Origin of the sequence: Kitasatospora sp. NPDC087271, from assembly GCF_044744605.1 — a bacterium.
Lineage (GTDB): Bacteria > Actinomycetota > Actinomycetes > Streptomycetales > Streptomycetaceae > Kitasatospora.
In genome coordinates, this window is record NZ_JBIUYQ010000001.1 from 275620 (window position 1) to 298185 (window position 22566).

The 22566-nt window shown below is 74.8% G+C and carries 19 protein-coding genes; 11 read left to right on the plus strand and 8 right to left on the minus strand.

Going from position 1 to position 22566, the window contains the following annotated elements:
• Positions 1-244 precede the first annotated feature (244 nt).
• The 4 genes from ACIO9K_RS01180 to ACIO9K_RS01195 all read right to left on the minus strand — a co-directional run bounded on the left by ACIO9K_RS01180 (position 245) and on the right by ACIO9K_RS01195 (position 4877).
• Positions 245-547: a glutaredoxin domain-containing protein gene (locus ACIO9K_RS01180; RefSeq protein WP_363616659.1), complete on the minus strand. Its 303-nt coding sequence runs from the start codon at positions 545-547 to the stop codon at positions 245-247.
• Positions 544-2697, minus strand: coding sequence for a protein kinase (locus ACIO9K_RS01185; protein WP_400325852.1), 2154 nt, complete (start codon positions 2695-2697; stop codon positions 544-546). Before ACIO9K_RS01185 ends, ACIO9K_RS01180 begins: the two co-directional genes overlap by 4 nt.
• Positions 2698-2812: 115 nt before the next feature.
• The gene (locus ACIO9K_RS01190) at positions 2813-3682 is read right to left on the minus strand and encodes an alpha/beta fold hydrolase (RefSeq protein WP_400325855.1); all 870 of its coding nucleotides are present in this window, start codon (positions 3680-3682) and stop codon (positions 2813-2815) included.
• A 436-nt stretch (positions 3683-4118) separates the two neighbouring features.
• Positions 4119-4877 carry a dienelactone hydrolase family protein gene (locus tag ACIO9K_RS01195; protein ID WP_363616653.1) on the minus strand — a complete coding sequence of 253 codons (759 nt, stop codon included), beginning with the start codon at positions 4875-4877 and terminating at the stop codon, positions 4119-4121.
• 105 nt (positions 4878-4982) lie between these two features.
• Here ACIO9K_RS01195 and ACIO9K_RS01200 point away from each other — a divergent pair, with 105 nt between their 5' ends.
• Positions 4983-5357, plus strand: coding sequence for a DUF6191 domain-containing protein (locus ACIO9K_RS01200; protein WP_363579368.1), 375 nt, complete (start codon positions 4983-4985; stop codon positions 5355-5357).
• Here ACIO9K_RS01200 and ACIO9K_RS01205 read toward each other — a convergent pair.
• Together ACIO9K_RS01205 and ACIO9K_RS01210 are read right to left on the minus strand one after the other, a co-directional pair.
• Positions 5318-5719 carry a VOC family protein gene (locus tag ACIO9K_RS01205; RefSeq protein WP_400325859.1) on the minus strand — a complete coding sequence of 134 codons (402 nt, stop codon included), beginning with the start codon at positions 5717-5719 and terminating at the stop codon, positions 5318-5320. The two genes, ACIO9K_RS01200 and ACIO9K_RS01205, sit on opposite strands and share 40 nt — an antisense overlap.
• Before the next feature lie 101 nt (positions 5720-5820).
• Positions 5821-6621 carry a (2Fe-2S)-binding protein gene (locus tag ACIO9K_RS01210; RefSeq protein WP_363579372.1) on the minus strand — a complete coding sequence of 267 codons (801 nt, stop codon included), beginning with the start codon at positions 6619-6621 and terminating at the stop codon, positions 5821-5823.
• A 299-nt stretch (positions 6622-6920) separates the two neighbouring features.
• On the opposite strand from ACIO9K_RS01210, the gene ACIO9K_RS01215 reads away from it, so the two are divergent.
• From ACIO9K_RS01215 to ACIO9K_RS01260, 10 genes are all read left to right on the plus strand, one after another.
• Positions 6921-7886, plus strand: a complete 966-nt coding sequence (locus ACIO9K_RS01215) for a FecCD family ABC transporter permease (RefSeq protein WP_400326624.1) — start codon at positions 6921-6923, stop codon at positions 7884-7886.
• Entirely contained in the window at positions 7883-8917 is a 1035-nt protein-coding gene (locus ACIO9K_RS01220) for a FecCD family ABC transporter permease (protein WP_400325863.1), read from the plus strand. The genes ACIO9K_RS01215 and ACIO9K_RS01220 overlap by 4 nt, the downstream gene beginning before the upstream one ends.
• Positions 8917-9759, plus strand: a complete 843-nt coding sequence (locus ACIO9K_RS01225) for an ABC transporter ATP-binding protein (RefSeq protein WP_363579374.1) — start codon at positions 8917-8919, stop codon at positions 9757-9759. Before ACIO9K_RS01220 ends, ACIO9K_RS01225 begins: the two co-directional genes overlap by 1 nt.
• Positions 9760-9845: 86 nt before the next feature.
• Entirely contained in the window at positions 9846-10835 is a 990-nt protein-coding gene (locus tag ACIO9K_RS01230) for an iron-siderophore ABC transporter substrate-binding protein (RefSeq protein ID WP_363616649.1), read from the plus strand.
• A 97-nt stretch (positions 10836-10932) separates the two neighbouring features.
• The gene (locus ACIO9K_RS01235) at positions 10933-12141 is read left to right on the plus strand and encodes an acetyl-CoA carboxylase biotin carboxylase subunit family protein (protein ID WP_400325867.1); all 1209 of its coding nucleotides are present in this window, start codon (positions 10933-10935) and stop codon (positions 12139-12141) included.
• Entirely contained in the window at positions 12138-13853 is a 1716-nt protein-coding gene (locus ACIO9K_RS01240; protein ID WP_400325870.1) for an IucA/IucC family protein, read from the plus strand. The genes ACIO9K_RS01235 and ACIO9K_RS01240 overlap by 4 nt, the downstream gene beginning before the upstream one ends.
• A complete protein-coding gene (locus ACIO9K_RS01245) occupies positions 13850-15070 on the plus strand; it encodes an MFS transporter (RefSeq protein WP_400325873.1) in 1221 nt (406 codons plus the stop codon). Before ACIO9K_RS01240 ends, ACIO9K_RS01245 begins: the two co-directional genes overlap by 4 nt.
• Complete coding sequence (locus tag ACIO9K_RS01250; protein WP_400325876.1) at positions 15067-16821, plus strand: IucA/IucC family protein; 1755 nt, start codon at positions 15067-15069, stop codon at positions 16819-16821. Before ACIO9K_RS01245 ends, ACIO9K_RS01250 begins: the two co-directional genes overlap by 4 nt.
• Positions 16818-18038, plus strand: coding sequence for a type III PLP-dependent enzyme (locus tag ACIO9K_RS01255; protein WP_400325879.1), 1221 nt, complete (start codon positions 16818-16820; stop codon positions 18036-18038). The genes ACIO9K_RS01250 and ACIO9K_RS01255 overlap by 4 nt, the downstream gene beginning before the upstream one ends.
• 250 nt (positions 18039-18288) lie before the next feature.
• Positions 18289-19086, plus strand: a complete 798-nt coding sequence (locus tag ACIO9K_RS01260) for an inositol monophosphatase family protein (RefSeq protein WP_363617008.1) — start codon at positions 18289-18291, stop codon at positions 19084-19086.
• Positions 19087-19287: 201 nt separating this feature from the next.
• Here ACIO9K_RS01260 and ACIO9K_RS01265 read toward each other — a convergent pair whose 3' ends face one another.
• Together ACIO9K_RS01265 and ACIO9K_RS01270 are read right to left on the minus strand one after the other, a co-directional pair.
• Positions 19288-20751 (minus strand): pyridoxal phosphate-dependent decarboxylase family protein, encoded by a 1464-nt coding sequence (locus ACIO9K_RS01265; RefSeq protein WP_400325882.1) that lies wholly within the window; start codon positions 20749-20751, stop codon positions 19288-19290.
• A gap of 257 nt (positions 20752-21008) precedes the next feature.
• Positions 21009-22373 carry a diaminobutyrate--2-oxoglutarate transaminase gene (locus ACIO9K_RS01270; RefSeq protein ID WP_400326628.1) on the minus strand — a complete coding sequence of 455 codons (1365 nt, stop codon included), beginning with the start codon at positions 22371-22373 and terminating at the stop codon, positions 21009-21011.
• Between the last annotated feature and the right edge of the window lie 193 nt (positions 22374-22566).

A 22566-nucleotide genomic window follows, 5' to 3' on the forward strand; every position in this document is an offset into this window, starting at 1 on the left:
CGCGCCCCGCTCGCCCGCCCCGGCCCCCGGGCGACCTGCCCGTACGGACACCCGGGCCGGGTCGGCACTTGCGCTCAACCGCCGCCCGCGCCGGGCCCGTCCGGTCGCAGAAGCGGCAGCGGCAGCGACAGCGACAGCGACAGCGACAGCGACAGCGACAGCCGAAACGGCAACGGCAACGGCAACGGCGGGATCGGGATCTGGAGCGGGAGAGCGAAGGGGTACCACTCCTCGCCCGGACCGGTCAGCGAGGCCTCCCCGGGAGCACGTCCGGCGCGTACTCCCGCACTGCGGCGAGCAGTTGGCGGATCGACGGGTTCACCATCGGTCGCCCCGCCACGGTGACGGTCGGCACGGTCTCGTTGCCGTCCGCGACCGAGCGGACGAAGGCGGCGGCGTCCGGGTCCTTCCAGATGTTCACCATGGTGAACCGCCGGCTGTAGCGCAGGCGGGTGAAGAGCAGCGCCAGGCGCAGGTTCATGCAGAACGTGCACAGCGGCCGCCAGTAGAGGACCACACCGTCGTCGGCTCCGCCGGTCGCTGTCACTGGAACCGCCATTCCTGGGCCGTGTTGCCGGGGGTGCAGGTCACCATGGTGACCGCGTTCCCGGGGCCGTTGTCGGTCATGCAGCGCTGGTTCTGGTAGTCGGCCAGCGTGTAGGAGCCCTGGGAGGACCCGCTGCGCACCGTCCAGTTGGTCAGGAAACTCAAGCCTCCGCTCAGGGTGACCTTGCCGTCCATGGTCTGGACGAGCAGCGGCCCGCCGCTGTTGCAGGCGTTGAGACTGATCCAGGAGCCGGGGTTGGTCGCCCGCACCCAGCCGTACTGGGACGCACCGCCGACCACGATCGGGTTGTCGCCGCTCAGTTCGTCGCGGGCCATCCCGATCGGGCGACCGTCCTTCACGTTGACGATGGTGGTCCAGGAGGTGCCGCCGCACGACGGCGGCCGGGTGGGGGCCTGCGGAGCCGGCGGGTTGCCGCCGCCCGAGGGCGAACCGCCGCCGGACGGGGAGCCGCCCCCGGCGGGGGAGCCACCGGCCGCGTTCTGGGCCGGGGGCTGCGGGTTGGGATTGGGATTGGGGTTGGCGGGCTGGTTGGCGGTGCCGCCCCCGCCGCCGGACTGGTTGGACTGGCCGCCCGAAGCCCCGCCGCCGGAGCCGCCCGCGGAACCGCCCGAAGCGCCGCCGCCACCGGCCGTGTTGCCGCCGCCCGCCGTGCCCGCGCCGGTGCCCCGGCCAGCCGCGCCTCCGTTGCCGCCCGGCGCGGGGGCCGGGACGGGCGCGCCCGGCTGGTTCGGGGTGCTCGGCTGCTGGTCGGCGGCCGGGGCCGCGACCGGGGTGTCGGAGGGTGTCGGCGTGGCGGGCGGAGTCGTGGCCGGGGCCGCCGGGGTGCCCGTGCCCGGGGTCACCGGGGCCGTCACGACGACGGTCGGCTGGGCGGCGGGCGGCTCGGCCGCGTCCGACCGGCCGGGGCCGCGGTCCACCAGCAGGACGGTCGCCGTGCCCATCGAGATGACCACGGGGACGATCACCGGCACCAGCAGTGCGCGCCGCGACCGGCGCTTGCCCGGCTCGGTCACCGGCTGCGGCCCCACCTTGGCGACCTCGTCCTCGTCCGGCACGGGGCCACCCGACGCCGGGCGCTCGCCCGACGCGGGCTGGTCGGCACCGTCCGCGACCGGCACCAGGGCACCGGCCTTCGCCACGCCGGCACCCCCGGCCACCCCACCCCCGGCCCCTTCACCCGCAGCCGCTCCCCCGGCCGCCGCCCTGAGGTCGACCGTCCCGGTGTCGGCCGGGGCGCCGGCCGCACCCGCCGCAGCGCCCGCGTCCTTCGCACCGATCGCCGCCCGGGCCGCGGCCGCCATCTCGGCGGCGTCGGCGAACCGGTCCTCCGGCTTCTTCTCCAGTGCCTTCGCGACCAGCTCGCGGACCGCCGCGGGGAAGGCCCCCGGCAGCTCCGGCGCCGGCTGGCGGACGTGCTTGAGCGCGACCTCCAACACGCTCTCGCCGACGAACGGCGGCTTCCCGGTGAGCAGTTCGAAGCAGACCACGCCGATCGAGTAGAGGTCGGAGGCCGGCCCGGTGCCCGTGCCCTCGGCCTGTTCGGGGGCCATGTAGAGGGCGGTGCCGACGATCGCGTGCGAGGCGGTGATCTTGGTACTGGCGATCGCCCGGGCGATGCCGAAGTCGGTGATGGTCACCCGGCCGTCCGTGCGCACCATCAGGTTGGACGGCTTGATGTCCCGGTGCACGATCTCCCGGCGGTGGGCGGCGTGCAGGCCGTCCAGCGCGGCGGCGACCAGACCGAGGGCGCGCTCGGGAGGCATCGGGCCCTCCTCTGCGAGCACCCGGTCCAACGGCCGGCCGTCGACCAGCTCCATGACGATGTAGGCGCAGCGGTCCCCGGCGTCACCGCCCTCGCCGCCCTCCCGGCCCTCGGCACCGCCGCCGCTCTCACCGTAGTCGTGGACGTCCACGACGGCCGGGTGGTCGATCGCGGCGACCAGCTGGGCCTCCCGGCGGAAGCGCTGGATGAAGGTGTCGTCCTCGAACAGCGCCGAGTGCAGGATCTTGACGGCCACCGGTCGCGCCAGCACCGTGTCGTCGGCCCGCCAGACCGTACCCATCCCCCCGCCGCCGATCCGCTCGACCAGCGTGTACCGCCCGCCGAGCACGGCGCCCGGACCCCTCATACTCCCGCCCCCATGTGTCATGACCCTCCCCAGCGGGCCGTTCGGCCCCCAGTGTGCCAGAGGGGGTCGAACGGTCAGCAGGCGCTGTCCGGCGAGGCGTTGAGGGCCGCCGCCGTCAGCTGTCCCGGCCCTGCCGGGCGTGCTCGACCACCTCCAGAACGGCAGCGGCGACGGCCTGCGGGTGGTCGGCGTGGACGTGGTGGCCGGCGCCGCGCACCACGATGTGCGACCCCTTGGCCGCGCCGGCGACGACGTGTGACTGGAGGACGGTCCAGCGGGCGCGCATCGCCCCCGGCAGGCCGTCGGTCGCGCTCAGCACCGTCACCGGCACGTCGGGCAGCCGCGCGGCCGCGCGCCGCCGCCGGATCTCGGAGACCGCGAGGACCGTCAGCCGGTTCTCGTCGAGGATGGTCCGCCGCTGGTGGCGATGCGCCTCGACGGCCGCCTCGGCCCTCGCGACGGCTCCCCCGGCACGGCGTGCGGCGGGCGTCATGGCCGCCCGGAGCAGCCCCACCCGCAACAGGACGGCCTCGGCCGCGCGGATGGCCGGTGGCTGGAACTCCTCGTGCGCCGGATCCACCAGGACCAGGCCGGCCACCAGTTCCGGGTGCCGCCAGGCGAGGAGTTGGGCCAGCTGGCCGCCCCAGCTGTGCCCGACCAGGATGGCCGGGCCGGCGCCGAGGTGCTCCACCAGGGCAGCCAGGTCCCCGGTCGGGGACTCCAGCGAAGGACCGGAGACGGGAGCGGGGTCACTGGCACCGAGCCCGGCCCGGTCGTACGCCACGACCCGGCTGTGCGCGGCCAGTTCGGACAGCACCGGCGCCCAGGTCAGCGACGAAGTGCCGCAGCCCGCGAGCAGGACCACCGGCGGGCCGCCGTGCCCCGCCTCCACCCAGCGCAATGCCCGCCCGCCACGGTCGAGTTCGCCCTGCCGGAGCCCGTCGGGGACGCTCTCGGCCAGCGCCTGCGCGATGGCGTCCTGCACGTCCCGCGTGCCCCGCGTGCCCCGGGTGCCCCGTACTACCTCTACGCCCCCCATGCCCCGTGCGCCCTGCGTGTCCCGCGTGCCCCACGGTTCCTGCGCGTTCTGCCTGTTCTCCGTCTTCTGCACGTTCGGTTCCCCCCTGGATCCGTCCGCCCGGTCCCGGCCTGTGGTACCGGGTGACGCGGGTTCGTTGCTCACCACTGCCACGAGTCCCGGGCGCCTCCCCGACGCCCGGCGGGTCGGCCCCCGGCCGGGCCCGGACTCGCTTTCAGGCACCAGACCATGACGGCCCGGCTCCACGCAAGCCCGAACACCTCGCGTCCGTTGTGTGACCGGAGGACGAAGAGGAGGTGCTGTGGCGTGAGGCCGTCACCGGCCCGCGCCCGCACGGCCCAGGCCGGGGCGGCGTCGCTGGCCGCCCCGGCCCTCCGGCGGCTCAGGCCGACAGGGTCCGCTTGAACAGGTCGAGCAGCGCCTCCCAGTGGCGCGCGTCGGCGACGGCGTCGTAGCGGGTGGTGTCGGCCTGGGTGTAGCCGTGCGGGGCGCCCTGGTAGACCTCCTCCCGGTGGCGGACACCGGCGGCGGCGAGGGCCCCGGCGAGCCGTTCGATCTGCTCGGCGGGCATGGACGGATCCTCGTCGGCGTGGCCGAAGTACACCTCGGCGGTGATCCGGGAGGCGCCCAGGTGCGGACTGTCCGGCGCCTCGGTGGCGAGGCTGCCGCCGTGGAAACCGGCCATGGCCGCGATCCGGTCGGGGTGGCTGGCGGCCGTCCGCAGGGCGAGCACCGCGCCGCGGCAGTAGCCGGTGAGGCCGACCGGGCCGTCCTCGACGAGCGGGGACTCGGCGAGCCAGCGCAGGTAGGCGTCCGCGTCGCGGGCGGTCACCTCGGGGGTGAGGGTGGCGAGCAGCGGGCCGATCTGCTTGAAGATCGCCGGGTCCTTCTCCAGGTCGATCAGCGGCGGCAGTTCGACGACCGGCGCGCGGCCGTTCCGGTAGTAGGCGTTGGGGACCAGCACGGCGTACCCGGCCCGGGCGAGCCGGTCGGCCATGTCCTTCAGCTGGGGTCGGAGCCCGAAGGCATCCATATAGAGGATGACGCCGGGGTGGGCCCGCCCGTCGTCGGGACGGGCGAGGTAGGCATCGGCGGTGCCGTCCGCCGTCGGGATGTCCACGGTGGTTCCGCGCACGGTCATGGTGAGAAGTCTCCTTCGGTTCGCGCGGCAGGGTAGCGGGTGGACGCCGCCACCGGCGCGGCGCCCTCGGGGAACGCGGGTGCGGCCGCCCGGCGTTGGGCGTACATGGGTGTGATCGTAGACGTGGCGTGCGTGGCGGCGGCGGTGATCGGGCTGATGCTCCTGATCGCGTGGCAGATCCGGGGCGAGTCGTCGGGGCGTTGGCGGCGCGGCGGCGGGAGCACCGGGGTGGGCCTGGGCGGCGGCCTGGAGGAGTTGCAGGCGCTGTTCAGCCCGGGCAAGCGGGTACAGGTCGAACAGCGGCGGGAACAACTGACGCTGCGGGACGACGCCCAGGTCGGAGCGCCGCCGCACTTCGGCGTGGACCTGGACCGGGGCGTGGCGGTGCTGCGCGGCAGGGACGGGGCGGGCGGCGAGACCGAACGGGGTCGGACAGGCGGTCAGGCTCCCCAGCCACGGGAGCAGAGCACCAGCCGGTAGCCGTCCGGGTCGGATATCGTCACGCCGAACTCCTCCCAGTAGGGATTGTGGGCCCGGACCGGGGTACCGCCGGCGGCCTCCAGCCGGGCGACCAGGGCGTCGTCCACCGGCGCACCGAGGTAGACGACGAACAGGTCGTCGACCGTCGGGGTGGGCTCCAGCGGGTTCTCCGGGTCGTGGGTGAGTTCGAAGTGCCAGGATCCGCCGGGCGGACCGACCATCAGCAGGTCGTGCTCGCCGGGCACCCGCTCGGTGGTGCGCCACAGCACGTCGAGGCCGAGGCCGCCGACGTAGAAGCGCTCGGCCGCCGCGAGGTCGCGCGAGGGCCGGGCGATGCGAACCCGCGTCGTCGAATCGATCATGGCCGCGACCCTAGCCGATGCCACTGACAGCGAACCGTCCCCGACGGTTCCCCCGCACGATCCCGTCGACGATCCCCGCCGGCGATCCGCGGACGGACCCCTCAGAACCGGCGCAGCCGTTCCTCGTCGCCGGTGCGCGGGCAGGTCAGGCAGGCGGCGGCCTCGGGCTTGACGGCGTAGTAGAGGCAGCAGCCGAGCCGGGTACGGGTGTGGTGGCCGCGCCCGTCGGGGGTGTGCAGGCGGCGGAAGTCGGCGGCGCCGGGCAGCGGGAGGGTGCCGCCGGGCAGCACCGCCCCGGCGGCGACGACCGCGGCGTCCTCCTCGCCGAGCATCCGGCCGAGGTACCAGACGGCGGAGGCGAGGTCGTCCGTCACCATGCCCCAGAGCGCGCGGTCGCGGCGCCGGCTGGGGGCGGCGAAGGCAGCGAGCACCGGCTCGACGTGGGCGACCACGGCGGCCCGCAGTTCGGCGCGGAGTTCGTCGTCGCCGGGGAGGGTGACGTGGCCGCGCGGGCGCAGCGCGAGGTCCCCGGTGGGGGCGTGCAGCCAGAGGTCGGCGGGGTCGACGAGGGGGACTTTCCGGGCGAGGTGCCAGGGGCCCGCGATGAGCAGGCACGCGGACCAGACGTAGTGGTGCAGCAGTCTGGAGGCGGTGACGTGCGGGCGGGGGGCACGGCCGTGTTCGGCGGCGATGCGCTCCTCCTCGCCGGCCAGAACGGCGGCCAGGGCCCGTTCGTCGGCGGCGAGTTCGGCCCCCGAGTACCAGCCGTCGGCGGCACGGGGGTCGGGTTCGTCGGCGCCGAGCAGGCGCAGCTCCAGCACCGGGCAGAGCTCGCGCAGGCGCCGGTAGTCGCCGGGCAGGGTGGACGTCGGCGCGACGGGCAGGGGTGTTCCGGGGATCATCGGCGCTCCGTGGATCGACTCCGCATGATCGAATAAGGTGAGGCTCACCTTACAATGCCCCAGGGAGTGCACCACCCGGGGCCGGGCCGGGTGGCGCGACACCCGCGACACGTGGGCGGGGCGACACCCGCGACACCTGGGCGGGGTGACGTTGCGGCGAACGGTCCGACATCGGATCAGACGACCCGAGATTGACGAACTTAGGCAAACCTAACCTAAGATGTCGACTCGTGTTGAGAACCGACCCGCCGGCCACCACGGCCCCGGCGACGCCTCGATCGTCTGCGGTCCAGCGGCCCCTGCTGCTGGTCGCCGGTGTGGGCGCGCTCGTGCTGTGCGCCGCGCTGAGCCTCGCGCTCGGCTCCCGATCCATCCCGCTGTCCACCGTGGCCGACGCGCTCACCGGGGCCGCCCACGGCGGCGACGCCGATGTGGTGACGGGCCTTCGCCTGCCGCGAACGGTGATCGGACTGGCCGTCGGGGCTGCGCTCGGCGTCGCCGGGGCGGTCGCCCAGGGCGTCACCCGCAACCCGCTTGCCTCCCCGGTCACCCTCGGCGTCAACGCCGGCGCGAGTCTCGCCGTGGTCGCCGCGATCTACGCGCTGGACCTCACCCGGCCCGTCGAGTACGTCTGGTTCGCCTTCGCCGGGGCGGCCGTCGCCGCGGTCGCCGCGTACGCGATGTCCCGGCGCGGCGGCGACCTCGACCCGGTCCGGCTCGCGCTCGGCGGCACCGTGCTCACCGTGGTGCTCACCTCCTGGACCTCCGCGCTGATGCTGGCCAGTCACCGCACCCTGGACGAGGCCCGGTTCTGGTTGGCCGGCTCGATCGGCGGGCGGCAGCTGGACACCCTCACCCCCGTGCTGCCGTTCCTGATGCTCGGCCTGCTGGGCGCGTTCGCGATCTCGCCCGCCCTCAACGCGCTGGCCCTCGGCGACGAGACCGCCCAGTCGCTCGGCGTGCCGGTGGCCCGGATCCGACTGGCCGGAGGGCTGGCCGTCGTCCTGCTCGCGGGCAGTGCGGTGGCCGTCGCCGGGCCGGTGGCGTTCATCGGACTGGCCGCGCCGCACCTGGTCCGCCCGCTGCTCGGCAACGACCACCGCTGGCTGCTGCCGGGCTGCCTGATCGCCGGTCCGCTGCTGCTGCTCGCCGCCGACGTGCTCGGACGGCTCGTGGTGCGCCCCTCCGAGATCGAGGTCGGCATCGTGACCGCCTTCCTCGGCGCGCCGCTTCTCGCCGTACTGGCCCGGAAGGTGGCCCGGTGACCGCGCTCGCCGTACCCGTCGGCACGCTCGCCCGCCGCCGGGCCCGCACCGCCGCGTGGTCGGCGCTGGCCGCCGTCGTCCTGGTGGTGCTGACCGGCGTCGCGCTCGGCACCGGACAGGTGAGCCTGTCCGGATGGGACGCGCTGCGCGCCCTGGTCGGGCAGGGCGAACCCGGAAACGTCCTGGTGGTGCAGCAGTTCCGGGCGCCCAGGGTGGTGTCGGCGCTGATCGCCGGGGCCGGGCTGGCGATGGCCGGCTCGATGCTCCAGCGGCTCTTCCGCAACCCGCTGGCCTCCCCCGACACCATCGGTGTCACCGGCGGCGCGTCCTTCGGCGCGGTGCTGATGCTCGCCACCGGCGCCTCCCAGCAGCTGATCCCGCTGGCCGCGCTCGGCGGCGGACTGCTGGCGGCGCTGCTGCTCGGCGGCCTCGCCTGGCGGTCGAAGATGGCCGTCACCCGGCTGGTGCTGGTCGGCCTGGCGGTGCAGCAGGGCCTCGCCGCCGCCGTGAACCTGATGATCGTACGGTTCCCGGCCGAGCTGGCCTCCTCCGCGATGCAGTGGACCACCGGCTCGCTCTACGGCCGCAACTGGACCGAGGTGTGGATCGGCGGCACCGCCATCACGCTGACCGCCCTGGCCGTACTGCTCTGCCAGCGGCGGATCGCGGTCCTCGACCTCGGCGACGACTCGGCCGGCGGCCTCGGCCTCAACCCCGGCCGGGACCGGCTCTGGCTGCTGCTGCTCGGCATCACCCTCGCCTCGCTGGCCGCCGCCCTCACCGGCCCGGTCGCGTTCGTCGCGCTCGCCGTACCGCACCTGGTCCGGCTGCTCGCCGGGCCGCCCACCCTCGGCACGCTCGGACTCACCGCGCTCACCGGCGCCGTCCTGCTGCTGTCCGCCGACCTCCTCGTGCTCCACGTGATCCCCGTCCACGGCCTGCCGGTCGGTGCCGTCACCGCCACGCTCGGCGCGCCCTGGCTCCTGGCGCTGATGATCCGCCAGGGCCGGCCTCCCCAGAGGAGCAACTGATGACGCCCACGACGACCGTCGAGTCCGTCACCACCACCGCCAACCGGCTCGCCGCGCACGGCCTCGACCTGCGCTACGGCGACCGCACGATCGTCGACGGGCTCGACCTCGAACTGCCCGGCGGCGCCGTCACCGCCATCGTCGGGCCCAACGCCTGCGGCAAGTCGACCCTGCTGCGCGGACTGGTCCGGCTGCTCGACCCCGCCGCCGGCACCGTCACCCTGGACGGCTCCGACATCCACCGGATGTCCGCCCGGGCCCTCGCCAAGCGGATGGGCCTGCTGCCGCAGCAGCCCGTCACCCCCGAGGCGATCACCGTCGAGGCGCTGGTACGGCTCGGCCGGTACCCGCACCAGCGGATGCTCAGCCCGTGGTCCAAGACCGACCAGGCCGCCGTCGAGGACGCCCTCGCCCGGACCGGCACCGCCGAACTGCGCGAGCAGCAGGTCGACCGGCTCTCCGGCGGGCAGCGCCAACGCGCCTGGATCGCGCTCGCACTCGCCCAGGACACCGAACTGCTGCTGCTCGACGAGCCGACCACCTTCCTCGACCTGCGCCACCAGCTCGACGTCCTCGACCTGGTCGCCGACCTGCACGCCGAGGCCGGACGCACCGTCGTCATGGTGCTGCACGACCTCGGGCAGGCCGCCCGGTACGCCGACCACCTGGTGGTGCTCAAGGACGGGCGGCTCGCCGCCGCCGGACCGCCCGCCGAGGTCCTCACCGCCGACCTGGTCGAGGCCGTGTTCCAGGTGCCGTGCCGGGTGGTGCCCGACCCGGAGACCGGCACGCCGCTGGTCGTCCCCCGGGCGCGGACCCGGCCGCGCGCCGCCGACCGCTGACCACTGCCCCCGTTCGTCACCCCCGACGCTCCTCACCCTCGACGCTCCGCAACCCGACGCCCGCTCGACCCGATCCAAGGACCCCCATGAACCGCCGCCTCCCCGTCGCCGTCCTCGCCGTCGCCCTGTCCACCACGCTGCTCGCCGCCTGCGGCAGCGACGGCGGGACCAAGCAGAGCGGGGACGCCTCCTCCGCGAGCGCCGGCGCGTCCGCCGGCTTCCCGCGCACCGTCACCCACGCCGCCGGAACCGCCCAGATCAAGGCCCAGCCCAAGCGCGTCGTGGTGCTGGACAGCGGCGAGCTGGACGACGTCACGCTGCTCGGCATCACGCCGGTCGGCGCGGTGTCGCCGCACATGAAGACCGAGGGCGGGTTCCCGAACTACCTCAAGGACAAGATCAAGGACACCAAGGACGTCGGCCCGATGAACGAGCCGAACCTGGAACTGATCGCCTCCCTGAAGCCCGACCTGATCCTCTCCTCCAAGGTCCGCCACGCCAAGGTCTACGACCAGCTGAACGCGATCGCGCCGACCGTGCTCGCCGAGACCACCGGGTTCCCGTGGAAGGAGAACCTCGCCCTCTACGCGCAGGCGCTCGGCAAGGAGGACGAGGCCAAGAAGGCGCTCGCCGACTACGAGGCGCGGGCCACCAAGCTCGGTGAGGCGATCAAGGCGAAGAACGGCGGCACCATGCCGACCGCCTCGGTGGTCCGCTTCGTGGCCGGACCGACCCGCCTCTACGCCAAGGCCTCCTACAGCGGCGTGGTGCTCAAGGACGTCGGCCTGGCCCGCCCGGCCGCCCAGGACGTCGACAAGAACATCGTCGAGGTGAGCGCCGAGCAGATCAACCAGGCCGACGCCGACCTGGTGTTCGTCACCACCGCCGACGACCCGTCCAAGACCAAGGAGAGCGAGGTCCAGCAGACCCCGGTCTGGCAGGGCCTGAACGCCGTCAAGAACAGCAAGGTCTTCAACGTCCCGGACGAGACCTGGATGTCCGGCATCGGCGTCCAGGCCGCCGACGCCATGCTCGGCGACATCGCCAAGGCCGCGGGCGTGGACGCGCCCAAGTAACCGCCGACGGACGACGGCGGGCGGAGGCGGCTGCCGCTGTGGCCGCCACCGCCCGCGGTCACCCCCGTCCGCCACCACCCTCAAGGACCACCACCCCATGCGGCTCTACCTGCTCGCCCTCAACCCCACCGACTCGGTCACCGCCGGCTTCCTGCCCGCCGCCGCCCGGCTCGGGCTCGACGTCACCGTCCTGACCGACCACGCCGAACCCCACCAGAAGGCCTACGCCGACCTCCCGTTCACCGCACCCGCGGTGCTGGAGTGCGACGTCCGGGACTTCCGCGCCGTGATCAGCCTGGTCTCCCGCCACCACGCGCCCGACGCGGTGTTCAGCAACAGCGACCACCTGCAGACCCAGACCGCCCTGGCCGCCGAGTACTTCGGCCTCCCCGCCAAGGACTGGAAGGCCGCACTGCGGGCCAAGGACAAGGGCCAGCTGCGCCGCCACCTCGCCCTGACCGGCCAGGACGCCGTCTGGTCCGCCGAGTTGGCCCCCGGGCAGGACCCGGCCGAGCTGGAGCCGCCGTTCCCGTGCGTGGTCAAACCTCGTGAGGGAGTGGCCAGCGAGGACGTCACACTGGTCGCCGACGCCGCCGAACTCGCCCTCCGCTGCCGGGAGATCCAGCACCGCCGGGCCGGCGCGACGCTGGTCGTCGAGGAGTTCCTGGACGGCCGGCTGTGCACCCTGGAGACGCTCGGCGACGGCCGCCGCCGGCACGTCCTCGGCGGCTTCCGCACGCAGCTCTCCCCGCCGCCGGACTTCATCGAGGAGGTGCTGGAGTTCGTCCCCGCGCACCCCGGCGAGGTGGTCGCGCAGGTGCTCGCCCAACTCGACGCGCTCGGGATCGGACTCGGCGCCTGCCACACCGAGTTCGTCGTGCAGCCCGACGGCCGCGCCCGGATCATCGAGGTCAACTACCGCGCCATCGGCGACCAGTGCGACCTGATGCTCGCCGAGGTCCTCGGCATCCCGCTCTTCGAGCACATCCTCGCCGCCCACCTCGGCCGGGAACTCCCCGCGGACCTCGGCGCGCAGTGCGCCGCGACCCCGCGCCGGGCCCGCAACGAGGTGGTCTGCGCCGACCGCGCCGGCCTCCTCACCGCCGCCCCCGGGCCGTACGACGAGGAGCGCGACGGCGTCCGGCTCGCCTACCGCCCGCTGCGCCCGCTCGGCGAGCGGCACGAGCACTACCGCACCAACCGCGACTACCTGGGCGTGATGTGGGCCATCGGCGCCGACCAGGAAGCCGTGGACGCCGCCGTCGCCCGGTTCCGCGCCGCCAACCGCTGGGAGATCACCCCGTGACCGCCGACGAGCAGCTCACCCTGCGGGTGCTTTCCGCCCTGCTGCGCGAGGACGTCCTCGGCCTGCGCACCCGCGGCGCCGTGGAGGACCGCGCGGACGGCGCCTGGTTCACCGTCGCGGACGCCGAACTCGCCCTGCCCGTCGCCGTCGAGGGCTTCCAGTGCGAGTACGCCGCCCGGCTGCCCCTACTGGAGCTGGCCGGGCGCCGGCTCACCGGCCTGGACGTCATCGTGGCAGCACTGGCCGGCCTGGCCGAGGCCGAGGACCGGCCCGGCTGGGACGCTTTCGCCGAGGAGTGCCGCCAGACCCTCGCCACCATGGAACTGCACGAGCGCGCGCGGCCCGAGGTGCACGCCCGGCTCACCGACCTGTACGGCGAGGACCCGGCCGACTGGACCGGTCTGGCCGCCGCCCTCGGCCACGACACCCTGGCCGCCTACCTCGACCACCCCGTCTACCCGACCGCGCGCGGCCGGTCCGGCCTCACCGAACACCAACTGAAATCCTACGCACCGGAGTTCCACCCCGCGTTCGAGCTGCGCTGGCTGGCCGTCCCGACCGACGCCCTCACCACCCACGGCCGGCGCCCGCTCCCGAGCTGGTGGCCCACTCCGGCCTGGCTGGGCCTTGCGGACGCCTGCCCCGGCGACGGCTGGACCACCCTGCCGGTCCACCCCCTCACCGTCGGCGCCCCGCTGGACGAGGCACTGGAGGCGGCCGGCCTGGCCGACCGCGCGGTGCTGGCCGAACGGCCCTACCTGACCGTCGTGCCGACGCTCTCCATGCGCACCGTCGCCGTCGCCGACGACCCCGCCTGCCACCTCAAACTCCCGCTCGCCACCGCCACGCTGGGCCGGCTCAACCGCCGCACCATCAAGCCCGGCACGCTGCTCGACGGCGCCGCCGGCCAGCGCCTGATCGAGGCCGTGCTGGCCCGCGAGCCGCGCTTCGCCGGCCGCGTCCTGCACGCCGACGAGCAGACCTGGGCGCACGCCGGTCACGAACTGCTGGCCGTCCTGCTGCGCCGCTACCCCGCCGGGCTGGAGCGGGCCGTCACCGTCCCGCTGGCCGCCCTGCTGGCCCCCGCGCCCGGCGGCCGCCTGGTGCTCGACCACCTCGCCGACCGATTCCACGACGGCGACCAACTCGCCTTCTACGACGCCCTGCTGGAACTGCTGCTGGACTGGCAGACCACGCTGTTCGACTACGGCATAGCACTGGAGTCGCACCAGCAGAACACCTCCCTGGTGCTCGACGGCGACGGACTGCGCCTGCTCTACAAGGACGACGACGGCCCGCGCGTGCACACTGCCCGGATGACCGCCCGCCTCGGCGAACTCGCCCCCACCCGGGCCGACTTCGACGACGACCGGATCTTCGGCGACGACGACCGGGCGCTCACCGACCTGTTCACCACCATCACCGGCCACCTGTGCACCGGCGCGCTCGCGTTCGGCCTCGCCGAGCACCGTCGCGCCGAACTCACCGACGTGCTCGCACTGTTGCGAAAGCGCCTGGCCGAGGCGGTGGACCGGATCGGACCGGCCGGTGAGCCGCTGCGGACGGACCTGCTGGAGGCCGAACGCCTGCCGGTCAAGGCCATGGTCAGCGCCGGGACCCTGCTCAGCAAGCAGCGCTCGGGCGCCGCCGACATCAACAAGCACTACACCAGCGGCCCCAACTACCTGCTGGCGAACGGGATCACCCGGTGAGTGTGGAGACCGTTTCGCAGCGGTCCGGCCACGGGACCGACCACTCCGGCGGACTCGGCCGCCGCCAGGTGCACGCCGTCGCCGCCTGCTACTTCGTCGCCTCCTTCGCCGCGCTGGGCCTGCCGCCGTACCTGACCGCGATCCTGCCCACGCTCGGCGATCCGCAGGCCCGGTGGGCCGGCGTGCTCTACATCGTCCCGACGGTCTTCAGCGCGCTCGGCGCACCGCTGTGGGGCCGGCTCGCCGACCGCTTCGGCCGCAAGCGGCTGCTGCTGCGCGCCCAACTCGGGCTCACCGTCTCCTTCCTGCTGGCCGGGGCCGCCGGCAGCCTGCCCGCGTTCACCCTCGCGCTGGTCCTTCAGGGCTTCCTCGGCGGCACCTTCGCCGCCACCAACGGCTACCTCGCCGCCGCCCTCGACGGACCGCGACTGTCCCGCGCACTCACCCTGATGCAGGGCAGCGCCCGGGCGGCCCTGGTGGCCGCCCCGATCCTGGTCGGCGCGCTGTCCCCGTGGATCGACCCGCACCGCCAGTACCTGGTGATGGCCGTCCTCCCGCTCGCCGCCGCGCTGCTGCTGTCCCTGCTGCCCGAGCCGGACCGTCCGGCGGCCGCCCCCGCGTCGGAGGGCCACGCCGAGCGGGCACCCGCCTCCCCGCTCCTCCCGCTCTACGTCTTCGAGTTCGTCTTCGTCTTCGCCACCGTCATCTCCTTCCCCTATCTCATCTCGCTCGCCGAGCAGCGGCTTCCCGGCGTCTCCGGCACCACCACCGGCGTGCTGTTCGCCCTGCCACACCTGTGCTACCTGGTGTTCGCCGCACGCGTCCACACGCTGTTCCAAGCCCGCCCGCACACCGGCATCGCACTCGGCTTCGGCCTCGTCGCGCTCGGCCTGGCCGGGCACGCCGTCGCGTACTCGCTCCCGGTCTTCGTCGCCGTCCGGCTGCTGCTCGGCGCCGGGCTCACGCTCGGCCTGGTCTGCCTCGCCGTGCTCGCCGCCGGAGCGGCCCAAGGGCGCGCACCCGGGCGGATGTTCGGCACGCTCGAACTCGTCTCCAAGGGCGGCGCCGTCGCCGCCGGAGCCGTCGCAGCGCTGGCCAACGGGCAGTTCGGCGCCGCCGCGCCCGTGGTGGCCGGCACCGCCGCCGCCCTGCTGGCCGCCGTCGCGGCCACCGCATTCTCCCTCCCGTCCCTCCGCCAGCGCTGGAGTCGCCGATGACCCCCGAGCCGATCGCCCCCAAGTCGATCACCCACGAGCCGATCAGCCACGAACTGCCCACCGCCGACGACGCGGTGGCCCACACCCTGCTGAACTGCCTGCTGCGCGAGGTCTCCGCCCCCGAGCACCAGACCGCCGTGGCCGACGGCCGCCTGCTGCTGCGCCTGCCCCGGCGCGGCGCCCTGCTGCGGATCGCCCTGCGCCGCACCTCGCTGCTCGGCGCGCACCGCTTCACCGGCCCGGTCGAGATCGAACGAGGCGGCATCTGGGCGGAGTTGGACTGGCGAGAGCTGGCGGAACACGTGCAGGACGAACTGGAGCTGCGCACCGGCACGGTGAACGAGGAGTTCCTCGGCCAGGTCACCTCCAGCCACGACGGCCTCCGGCAGAGCCTGGCCGACCGCCCGGTCTCCGGACCGGACCGCTACCTGGAGTCCGAGCAGGCCCTGCTGTTCGGCCACCGCTTCCACCCGGCGCCCAAGTCCCGCTCCGCCGCCCGGGGGGACTGGCGCGGGTACGCCCCGGAGTCCCGTGCGGCGTTCCCGCTGCGCCACCTCGCCGTCCGCACCGAACTGCTCACCGAGCAGTCCCTGGACGACAGCGCGAGCGCCCTGCTGGACGGCCTCGGCGACGTCCCGGACGGATACCGCCTGCTGCCCGCCCACCCCTGGCAGTACCAACTCATCGGCGATCACCCGCTGTTGCGCGACGCCCTGGACCGCGGGGACGTCCTCGACCTCGGGCCGCGCGGCGAGGAGTTCGCCGCCACCGCCTCGGTGCGCACCCTCCACGGCGCGGACGCCTTCCTCAAGTTCAGCCTCAACGTGCGCATCACCAACTGCCTGCGCAAGAACGCCGCTTACGAGCTCACCGGCGCCGTCGAACTCACCCGGCTGCTCGCCCCCGCCCTCGCCGACCTCGCCCGGCGCTTCCCCGACGCGGCGATGCTGCGCGAGCCCGCGTTCCGCACCCTCGCCCTGCCCGGCGCCGACGGCCGACCCGACCAGGCACTGTACGAGGGCTTCGGCCTGATCGTCCGCGAGGGCTTCGGCGGCGTGCTGCGGCCCGGCGTCACCCCGCTGCTGGCCGCCGCCGTCGCCGACGAGCACCCGACCAGCTCCTCCCACATCTCCCGTCTGCTGGAGGGGAGTTCGGACGCCTCCCGGGCCCTGGACTGGTGGCGGGCCTATCTGGGGCTGCTCATCCCGCCCGTGCTCGCCGCCTACTTCGACCACGGCGTGGTGCTGGAGCCGCACCTGCAGAACGTGCTCATCGGCGTCGACGCCACCGGGCACCCCACCCAGGTGCTCTTCCGCGACCTGGAGGGCACCAAGCTCGTCCCCGAGCACAACGCCGACATCCTGGCCGCCCTCCCGCCCGAAGTCGCCGGGCCGATGACGTACGACGCCGAACGCGGCTGGGACCGGGTGGTCTACTGCCTGCTGGTCAACCACGTCGCCGAACTGCTGGCCGCCCTCGCCGACCGCCACCCCGAGCTGGAGGGCGCCCTGTGGCAGGCGGTCCGGGACACCCTGGAGCAGTACGCGGCAGGCCACGGCCGCCCGCCCCGGCTGCGGGCGCTGCTCGCGGGCGTGCCGCTGCCGGCCAAGGCCAACCTGCTCACCCGCTGGGAGCGCAAGGCCGACCGACAGGCCGGCTACGTCCGCCTGCCCTCGCCGCTCGCCGGATCCGTCCTCGCCCAGGCCGCCCGCGCCGCTACCCCCCTCTCCCTCGGGAGCGCCGCCCGATGACCGAGATCGTCCGCCGGCACGTCGCCGCCCTCGCGCCCGACGCCCTGCCCGCCTACGTCTACGACCTGGCGGCGCTGCGCGCGCACGCCGCCGCCGTCCGGGCCGCGCTGCCCGCGCGGGTCGAGCTGTACTACGCCGCCAAGGCCAATCCGGAGGCGCCGCTGCTGGCCGCGCTGCGCGACGCGGTCGACGGCTACGAGGTCTCCAGCGGAGGTGAGTTGGCGCACGTGCGGGCGGCCGTTCCGGACGCGCCGCTGGCCTTCGGCGGCCCTGGCAAGACGCCCGCCGAGATCGCCGCCGCCGTGGACGCCGGGGTGCACCGCTGGCACATCGAGAGCGAGCAGGAACTGCACCGGCTCGACGCCGTCCTCGCGGACCGGCCGGGCACGGTGGTCGACGTGCTGCTACGGGTCAACCTGCCGGTCGCCACCGGTGCGCTCGACGCGGTGGCACTCGCGATGGGTGGGCGACCGACGCCCTTCGGGCTCGACCCGGACCGCGCCGAGGAGTGCGTGCGCCAGCTCACCGGCGACGGCACCGGCGACGGCACCGGCCCGCTCGGACGGCGGCTGCGTCTGCGCGGCGTGCACGCCCATCTGGCCAGCGGGCTCGCGGCGGCGGAACAACTGGCCGTCGCCGAGCAGATCGTGGCCTGGTCGGCCGCGCTGGCCGAGCGGCACGGCTTCCCGCTGACGGAGGTCAACGTCGGCGGCGGAATGGCCGTGGACTACGACGACCCGGCGAACCACTTCGACTGGACGGCCTTCGGCGAAGGGCTGGCCAAGCTGCTGGACGCCCACCCCGGCCTGACCCTGCGGATCGAACCCGGCCGGGCCCTGACCGCCCACTGCGGCTGGTACGCGACCGAGGTGCTGGACGTGAAGCAGAGCCACGGCGAGGACTTCGCGGTGGTCCGTGGCGGCACCCACCACCTGCGCACCCCCGCCACCCGGGGGCACTCCCAGCCCTTCGAGGTGCTCCCGGTCGACGCCTGGCCGCACCCGTGGCCGCGCCCCGCCGTCGCCACCGGCCGCGCCACCCTGGCCGGCCAGCTCTGCACCCCGAAGGACGTCCTCGCCCGGGCCGCCGCCGACGCCGACGGCCTGCGGGCAGCCGACCGGGTGCTGTTCGCGATGGCGGGCGCGTACGCCTGGAACATCTCGCACCACGAGTTCCTGATGCACCCGCGCCCGGGGTTCCACTACCTGGGCGACTGAGGGCACCCCCGGGACGGCGGGCAGCAGGTAACAGATAACAGCCGACAGATAACAGCTGACAGATAACAGATTTCGAAATCTGTTATCTGTCAGCTGTTATCTGTTCGCCGTTCCCTGTTCGAGCCCCGCCGCCCGCCCGTCCGCGCGCCGGACCCCACCCGTGGGCCCCGCCCGCCCCAGGGGTCGCCGCAGGTCACCTCCGCACACTCGTGCGACAGTGGTAGGCAGCGAAGGGAGCGCGAACGTGCTGATGGACAAGGTGGCGGAGATACTCGCCGAGGCGTCGGCCGAGGTGGTGGAGCCGCGCTTCCGGGCGCTGGCCGCCGGCGAGGTGATGGAGAAGGCGCCCGGCGAGATCGTGACGGTCGCCGACCGCGAGGCCGAGGTGATCATCGCCCGTCGCCTGCGCGAGCTGCTGCCCGTCCCCGTGGTCGGCGAGGAGGCGGTCTCCGCCGACCCCGAACTCGCCCAGGCTCTCCACGACGAGCCCGCCGCCTGGCTGGTCGACCCGGTCGACGGCACCGCCAACTTCGTCGCGGGCCGCCCCGAGTACGCCGTGATGTGCTCGCTCGTCCGCGGCGGAGAGACCGTCGCCTCCTGGATCTGGCAGCCCGCCACCGCCACCGCCTACTGCGCCGAACTGGGCTCCGGGGCCTGGCGCGACGGCGTGCGCCTGACCCGGCCGCCGGCACCGCGCGACGCCGCGAAGCTGCGCGGATCCGTGAAGAGCCGCTACCTCGACCCGGAACACCGCCGGCGTTTGCAGGCCAACGAGTCGGCCTTCGGCGAGGTCTCCCCCGGTCGGCACGCCGCCGGAATCGAGTACCCGGACGTCGTCGAGGGCCGCTTCGACTTCCTCCTCTACTGGCGCACCCTCCCCTGGGACCACGCCCCCGGCTCCCTGCTCGTCACCGAGGCCGGCGGCGTGTCCGCCCGGCTGGACGGGACCCCCTACCGCCCCGAGGCCCCCGGCTGCGAGAACGGCCTCCTGGTCGCCGCCGACCCGGAGACCTGGGAGCTCACCCGCACCACACTCCTGAGCGACTGACCGACCGCAACCACCGCCACACCACCGCCACCGCCGCCACCGCCACCGCCACCGCCACCGCCACCGCGGCAACCATGGTCATCCGGTCGCGGTCATGAATCGGCGCCCTGGTCCTCGGTCCCGAACGGGGCCTGCCCGGGCGCCGGTCGGCCGGCGATGACCGGCGGTGACCGGCGGTGACCGACTCCCCGCAGCGCGCGCCTAGCCGGCCCGGTCCCCCTCGGCCTTCCGCCCGGCGCCCACCACCTCGCGCAGCAGTGCACGGACCTCCCCCGCCGTGGCGTGCGGGTTGAGCAGGGTGAGCTTGAGCCGTACCCGGCCCGGCCCCTCGCCCGGGAGTTCGGTCCGCCCGACCACCGCCCGCCCGGTGCGCAGCAGCAACCGGCGCAGGCTGCCGTTGAGTTCGTCGACGGCAGCCTCGTCGGTCAGGCCCGGCGGCCGGTAGCGGAACAGCACGACGGTCAGTGCGGGTTCGGCGTGGAGTTCGAGCGACGGTTCGGCGCGGACGGCCTCGGAGGCCGACCGGGCGAGTTCGTGGCAGGCGTCGACGAGTCGGCCGAGCCCGTCGCGGCCGAGGGTGCGCAAGGTGACGGCGAGTTTGAAGGCGTCGGCCCGCCGGGTGGTGCGCAGCGAGCGGCCGAGCAGGCTGGGGTAGCCGGCCTGCTCGTCGTCCACGGGGTTGAGGTACTCGGCGCGGCGGGCGAGCGAGACGTAGGTCTCGGTGCGGCGGACCAGGAAGACGCCGGCGGCGGCGGGCTGCCAGCCGAGTTTGTGCCAGTCGAGGGAGACGGAGTCGGCGCGGTCGATGCCGTCGAGGAGCGGGGCGAGCCGGTCGGAGAGCAGCGCGCCGCCGCCGTACGCGGCGTCGACGTGCAGCCAGGCGCCGTAGCGGCCGGCCAGGTCGGCGGCGACGTGCAGCGGATCGATGCCGCCGGTGTCGGTGGTGCCGGCGGTGGCGACGATGGCGATCGGGGTACGTCCGGCCCAGCTGGCCTCGGCCAGGGTCCGCTCCAACTCCTTTGGTTCCATCCGGAGTTGCCGGTCGACGGGGACGGTGGTGACGGCGCGCTCGCCGAGCCCGAGCAGGGCGGCGGCGCGCTGGACGGAGAAGTGCGCGGCCTCGGAGGCGACGACGCACGGCCGGACTCCGGCCGGGATGCCGTCCAATTCGACGATGCCGTCCAGCTTCTGGTCCCGTGCCAGCATGAGTCCCATGAGGTTGGACTCGGTACCGCCGGAGGTGAGGACGCCGGCAGCGCGGGCCGGGTCGTAGCCGACGAGGGCGGCGAGTTCGGCGAGGAGGGCGGTCTCCAGGGCGGTGGCGGCGGGGGCCTGGTCCCAGGAGTCCTGGGAGGGGTTGAGGGCGCTGACCACGAGGTCGGCGGCGGCGGCCACGGCGAGCGGCGGGCAGTGCAGGTGGGCGGCGCAGGCCGGATCGGCGGGGTCGGCCGCGCCGTAGGCGAGGAGTTCGGTGAGGCGGGCGAGCGCGCCGGGCCCGTGGGCGCCGGCCAGACCGTCGGCGACCAGCGCACCGAGCTCGGCCGGACTGCCTGCGGGCAGCGGCCCGCCGCGCAGGGCGATGCCGTGGTCGAGCGCGTCGAGGACGGTGGCCAGCAGCGGTCCGAGCGCGCCGGGCCCGCCGACGCCGCCCGCGAGGGCGTCCAACGGGGCGGGCCCGCCGGGCAGTCCGGCTGCGGCGCCGGAACCCGAGCCGGAACCCGCATCGGAACCACCTCCGGCCCTCGAACCACCTCCGGCCCTCGAACCGCCTCCGACTCCCGAACCACCTCCGACTCCAGAGCCGGCCCCGACTCCGGCCCCGGACCCGCCCTCGGCACCGGAGTCACCACCGGCCCCGGCTCGGGCGCCCGAGCCTCCTCCCGAACCTTCCCCTGAACCGCCATCGCCCCCTCGCCGCGCGCTCATTCGGCGCCCCGGGCCGCGGGAGCCGCGGCGCTCGCCGCAGCGACGGGTTCGACGGCCGCAGCGGCCGCGATCGCGTCGGCCAGCCGGTCGAGCACCGCGGCGACCTGCTCGTCGGTGATGGTCAGCGGCGGCAGCAGTCGCAGCACCGCGTCGTGGCGCCCGCCGAGCTCGACGATCAGCCCGCGTGCCAGGCAGGCCTCCCGCACCCGGCGGGCGAGCGCCGGGTCGGCCGGCCTGGCCCCGCAGGCGTCCGGTTCGGCGGCGGGGTCGACGAGTTCGACGCCGAGCATCAGGCCGCGCCCGCGCACGTCGCCGATCACCGGCAGTTCGGCGGCGAGCCCGCGCAGCCGGGCGGTCATCCGCTCGCCGACGACGGCGGCGCGCTCGGCCAGCCCGTGGGCGGCGACGTGGCGCAGGGTGGCGGCGCCGGCGGCCATGGCGAGGGTGTTGCCGCGGAAGGTGCCGGTGTGGGCGCCAGGGCGCCAGCCGTCGTAGTCCTCCCGGTAGACGACGACGGCGAGCGGCAGGCTGCCGCCGATAGCCTTGGAGAGCACCATGGCGTCCGGGACGATGCCGCTGTGCTCGACGGCCCACATCGCCCCGGTGCGCCCGACGCCGGTCTGCACCTCGTCGACGATCAGCGGGATGCCCCGTTCAGCCGTGATCCGGCGCATCTCGCGCAGCCAGCCGTCGGGCGCGGGGACGACGCCGCCCTCGCCCTGGACGGCTTCGAGGATCATCGCGGCGGGCGGGACGACCCCGCCCGAGGGGTCGTCGAGCAGCCGTTCGACGTAGGTCGCGGCGAGGTCGGCGCCGGCCTCGCCGCCGACGCCGAACGGGCAGCGGTAGCCGTACGGGTAGGGCAGCCGGACGACCTCGCCGCCGCTCGGCAGCGGTTCCTTGACGGCGACGTTTCCGGTGAGCGCGAGGGCTCCGGCGGTCATGCCGTGGTAGGCGCCGGTGAAGGCGAGCGCGCCGGACCGGCCGGTGGCGGTCTGCATCAGTTTGAGCGCGGCCTCGACGGCGTCGGTGCCGGCGGGCCCGCAGAAGTGGATCCGGGCACCGGCGGCGAAGTCGGCCGGCAGGCTCTCGAAGAGGGCGCTGGTGAAGTCGTCCTTCTCGGCGGTGGCGAGGTCGAGCAGGTGCAGCGGGGCGCCGCTGTCGAGGGTGCGACGGATCGCCTCCAGCACCACCGGGTGGTTGTGCCCGAGGGCGAGCGTCCCGGCGCCGGAGAGGCAGTCCAGGTAGCGCCGCCCGTCGGCGCCCTCGACGGTCATGCCGTGGGCCCGTACCGGGACGATCGGGAAGGACCGGGCGTACGTACGGGCGGCGGACTCGCGTACGCGCTGGCGGCGCAGGATGGCCTCGCCGGAGGCCGGGGCACCGGCGGCACCGGCGGCTCCAGAGACACCGACGGCTTCGACACCTCCGACGGCTCCGGCGGCTCCGACAGTTCCGGAGGAGGAGGCCGGAGCCTGGGCGGGAACGGCGGCGAGCGACAAGGCAAACCCCCAGGAGAAGTTAGGTAAGCCTAACTTTATCGCCCCTGACCTG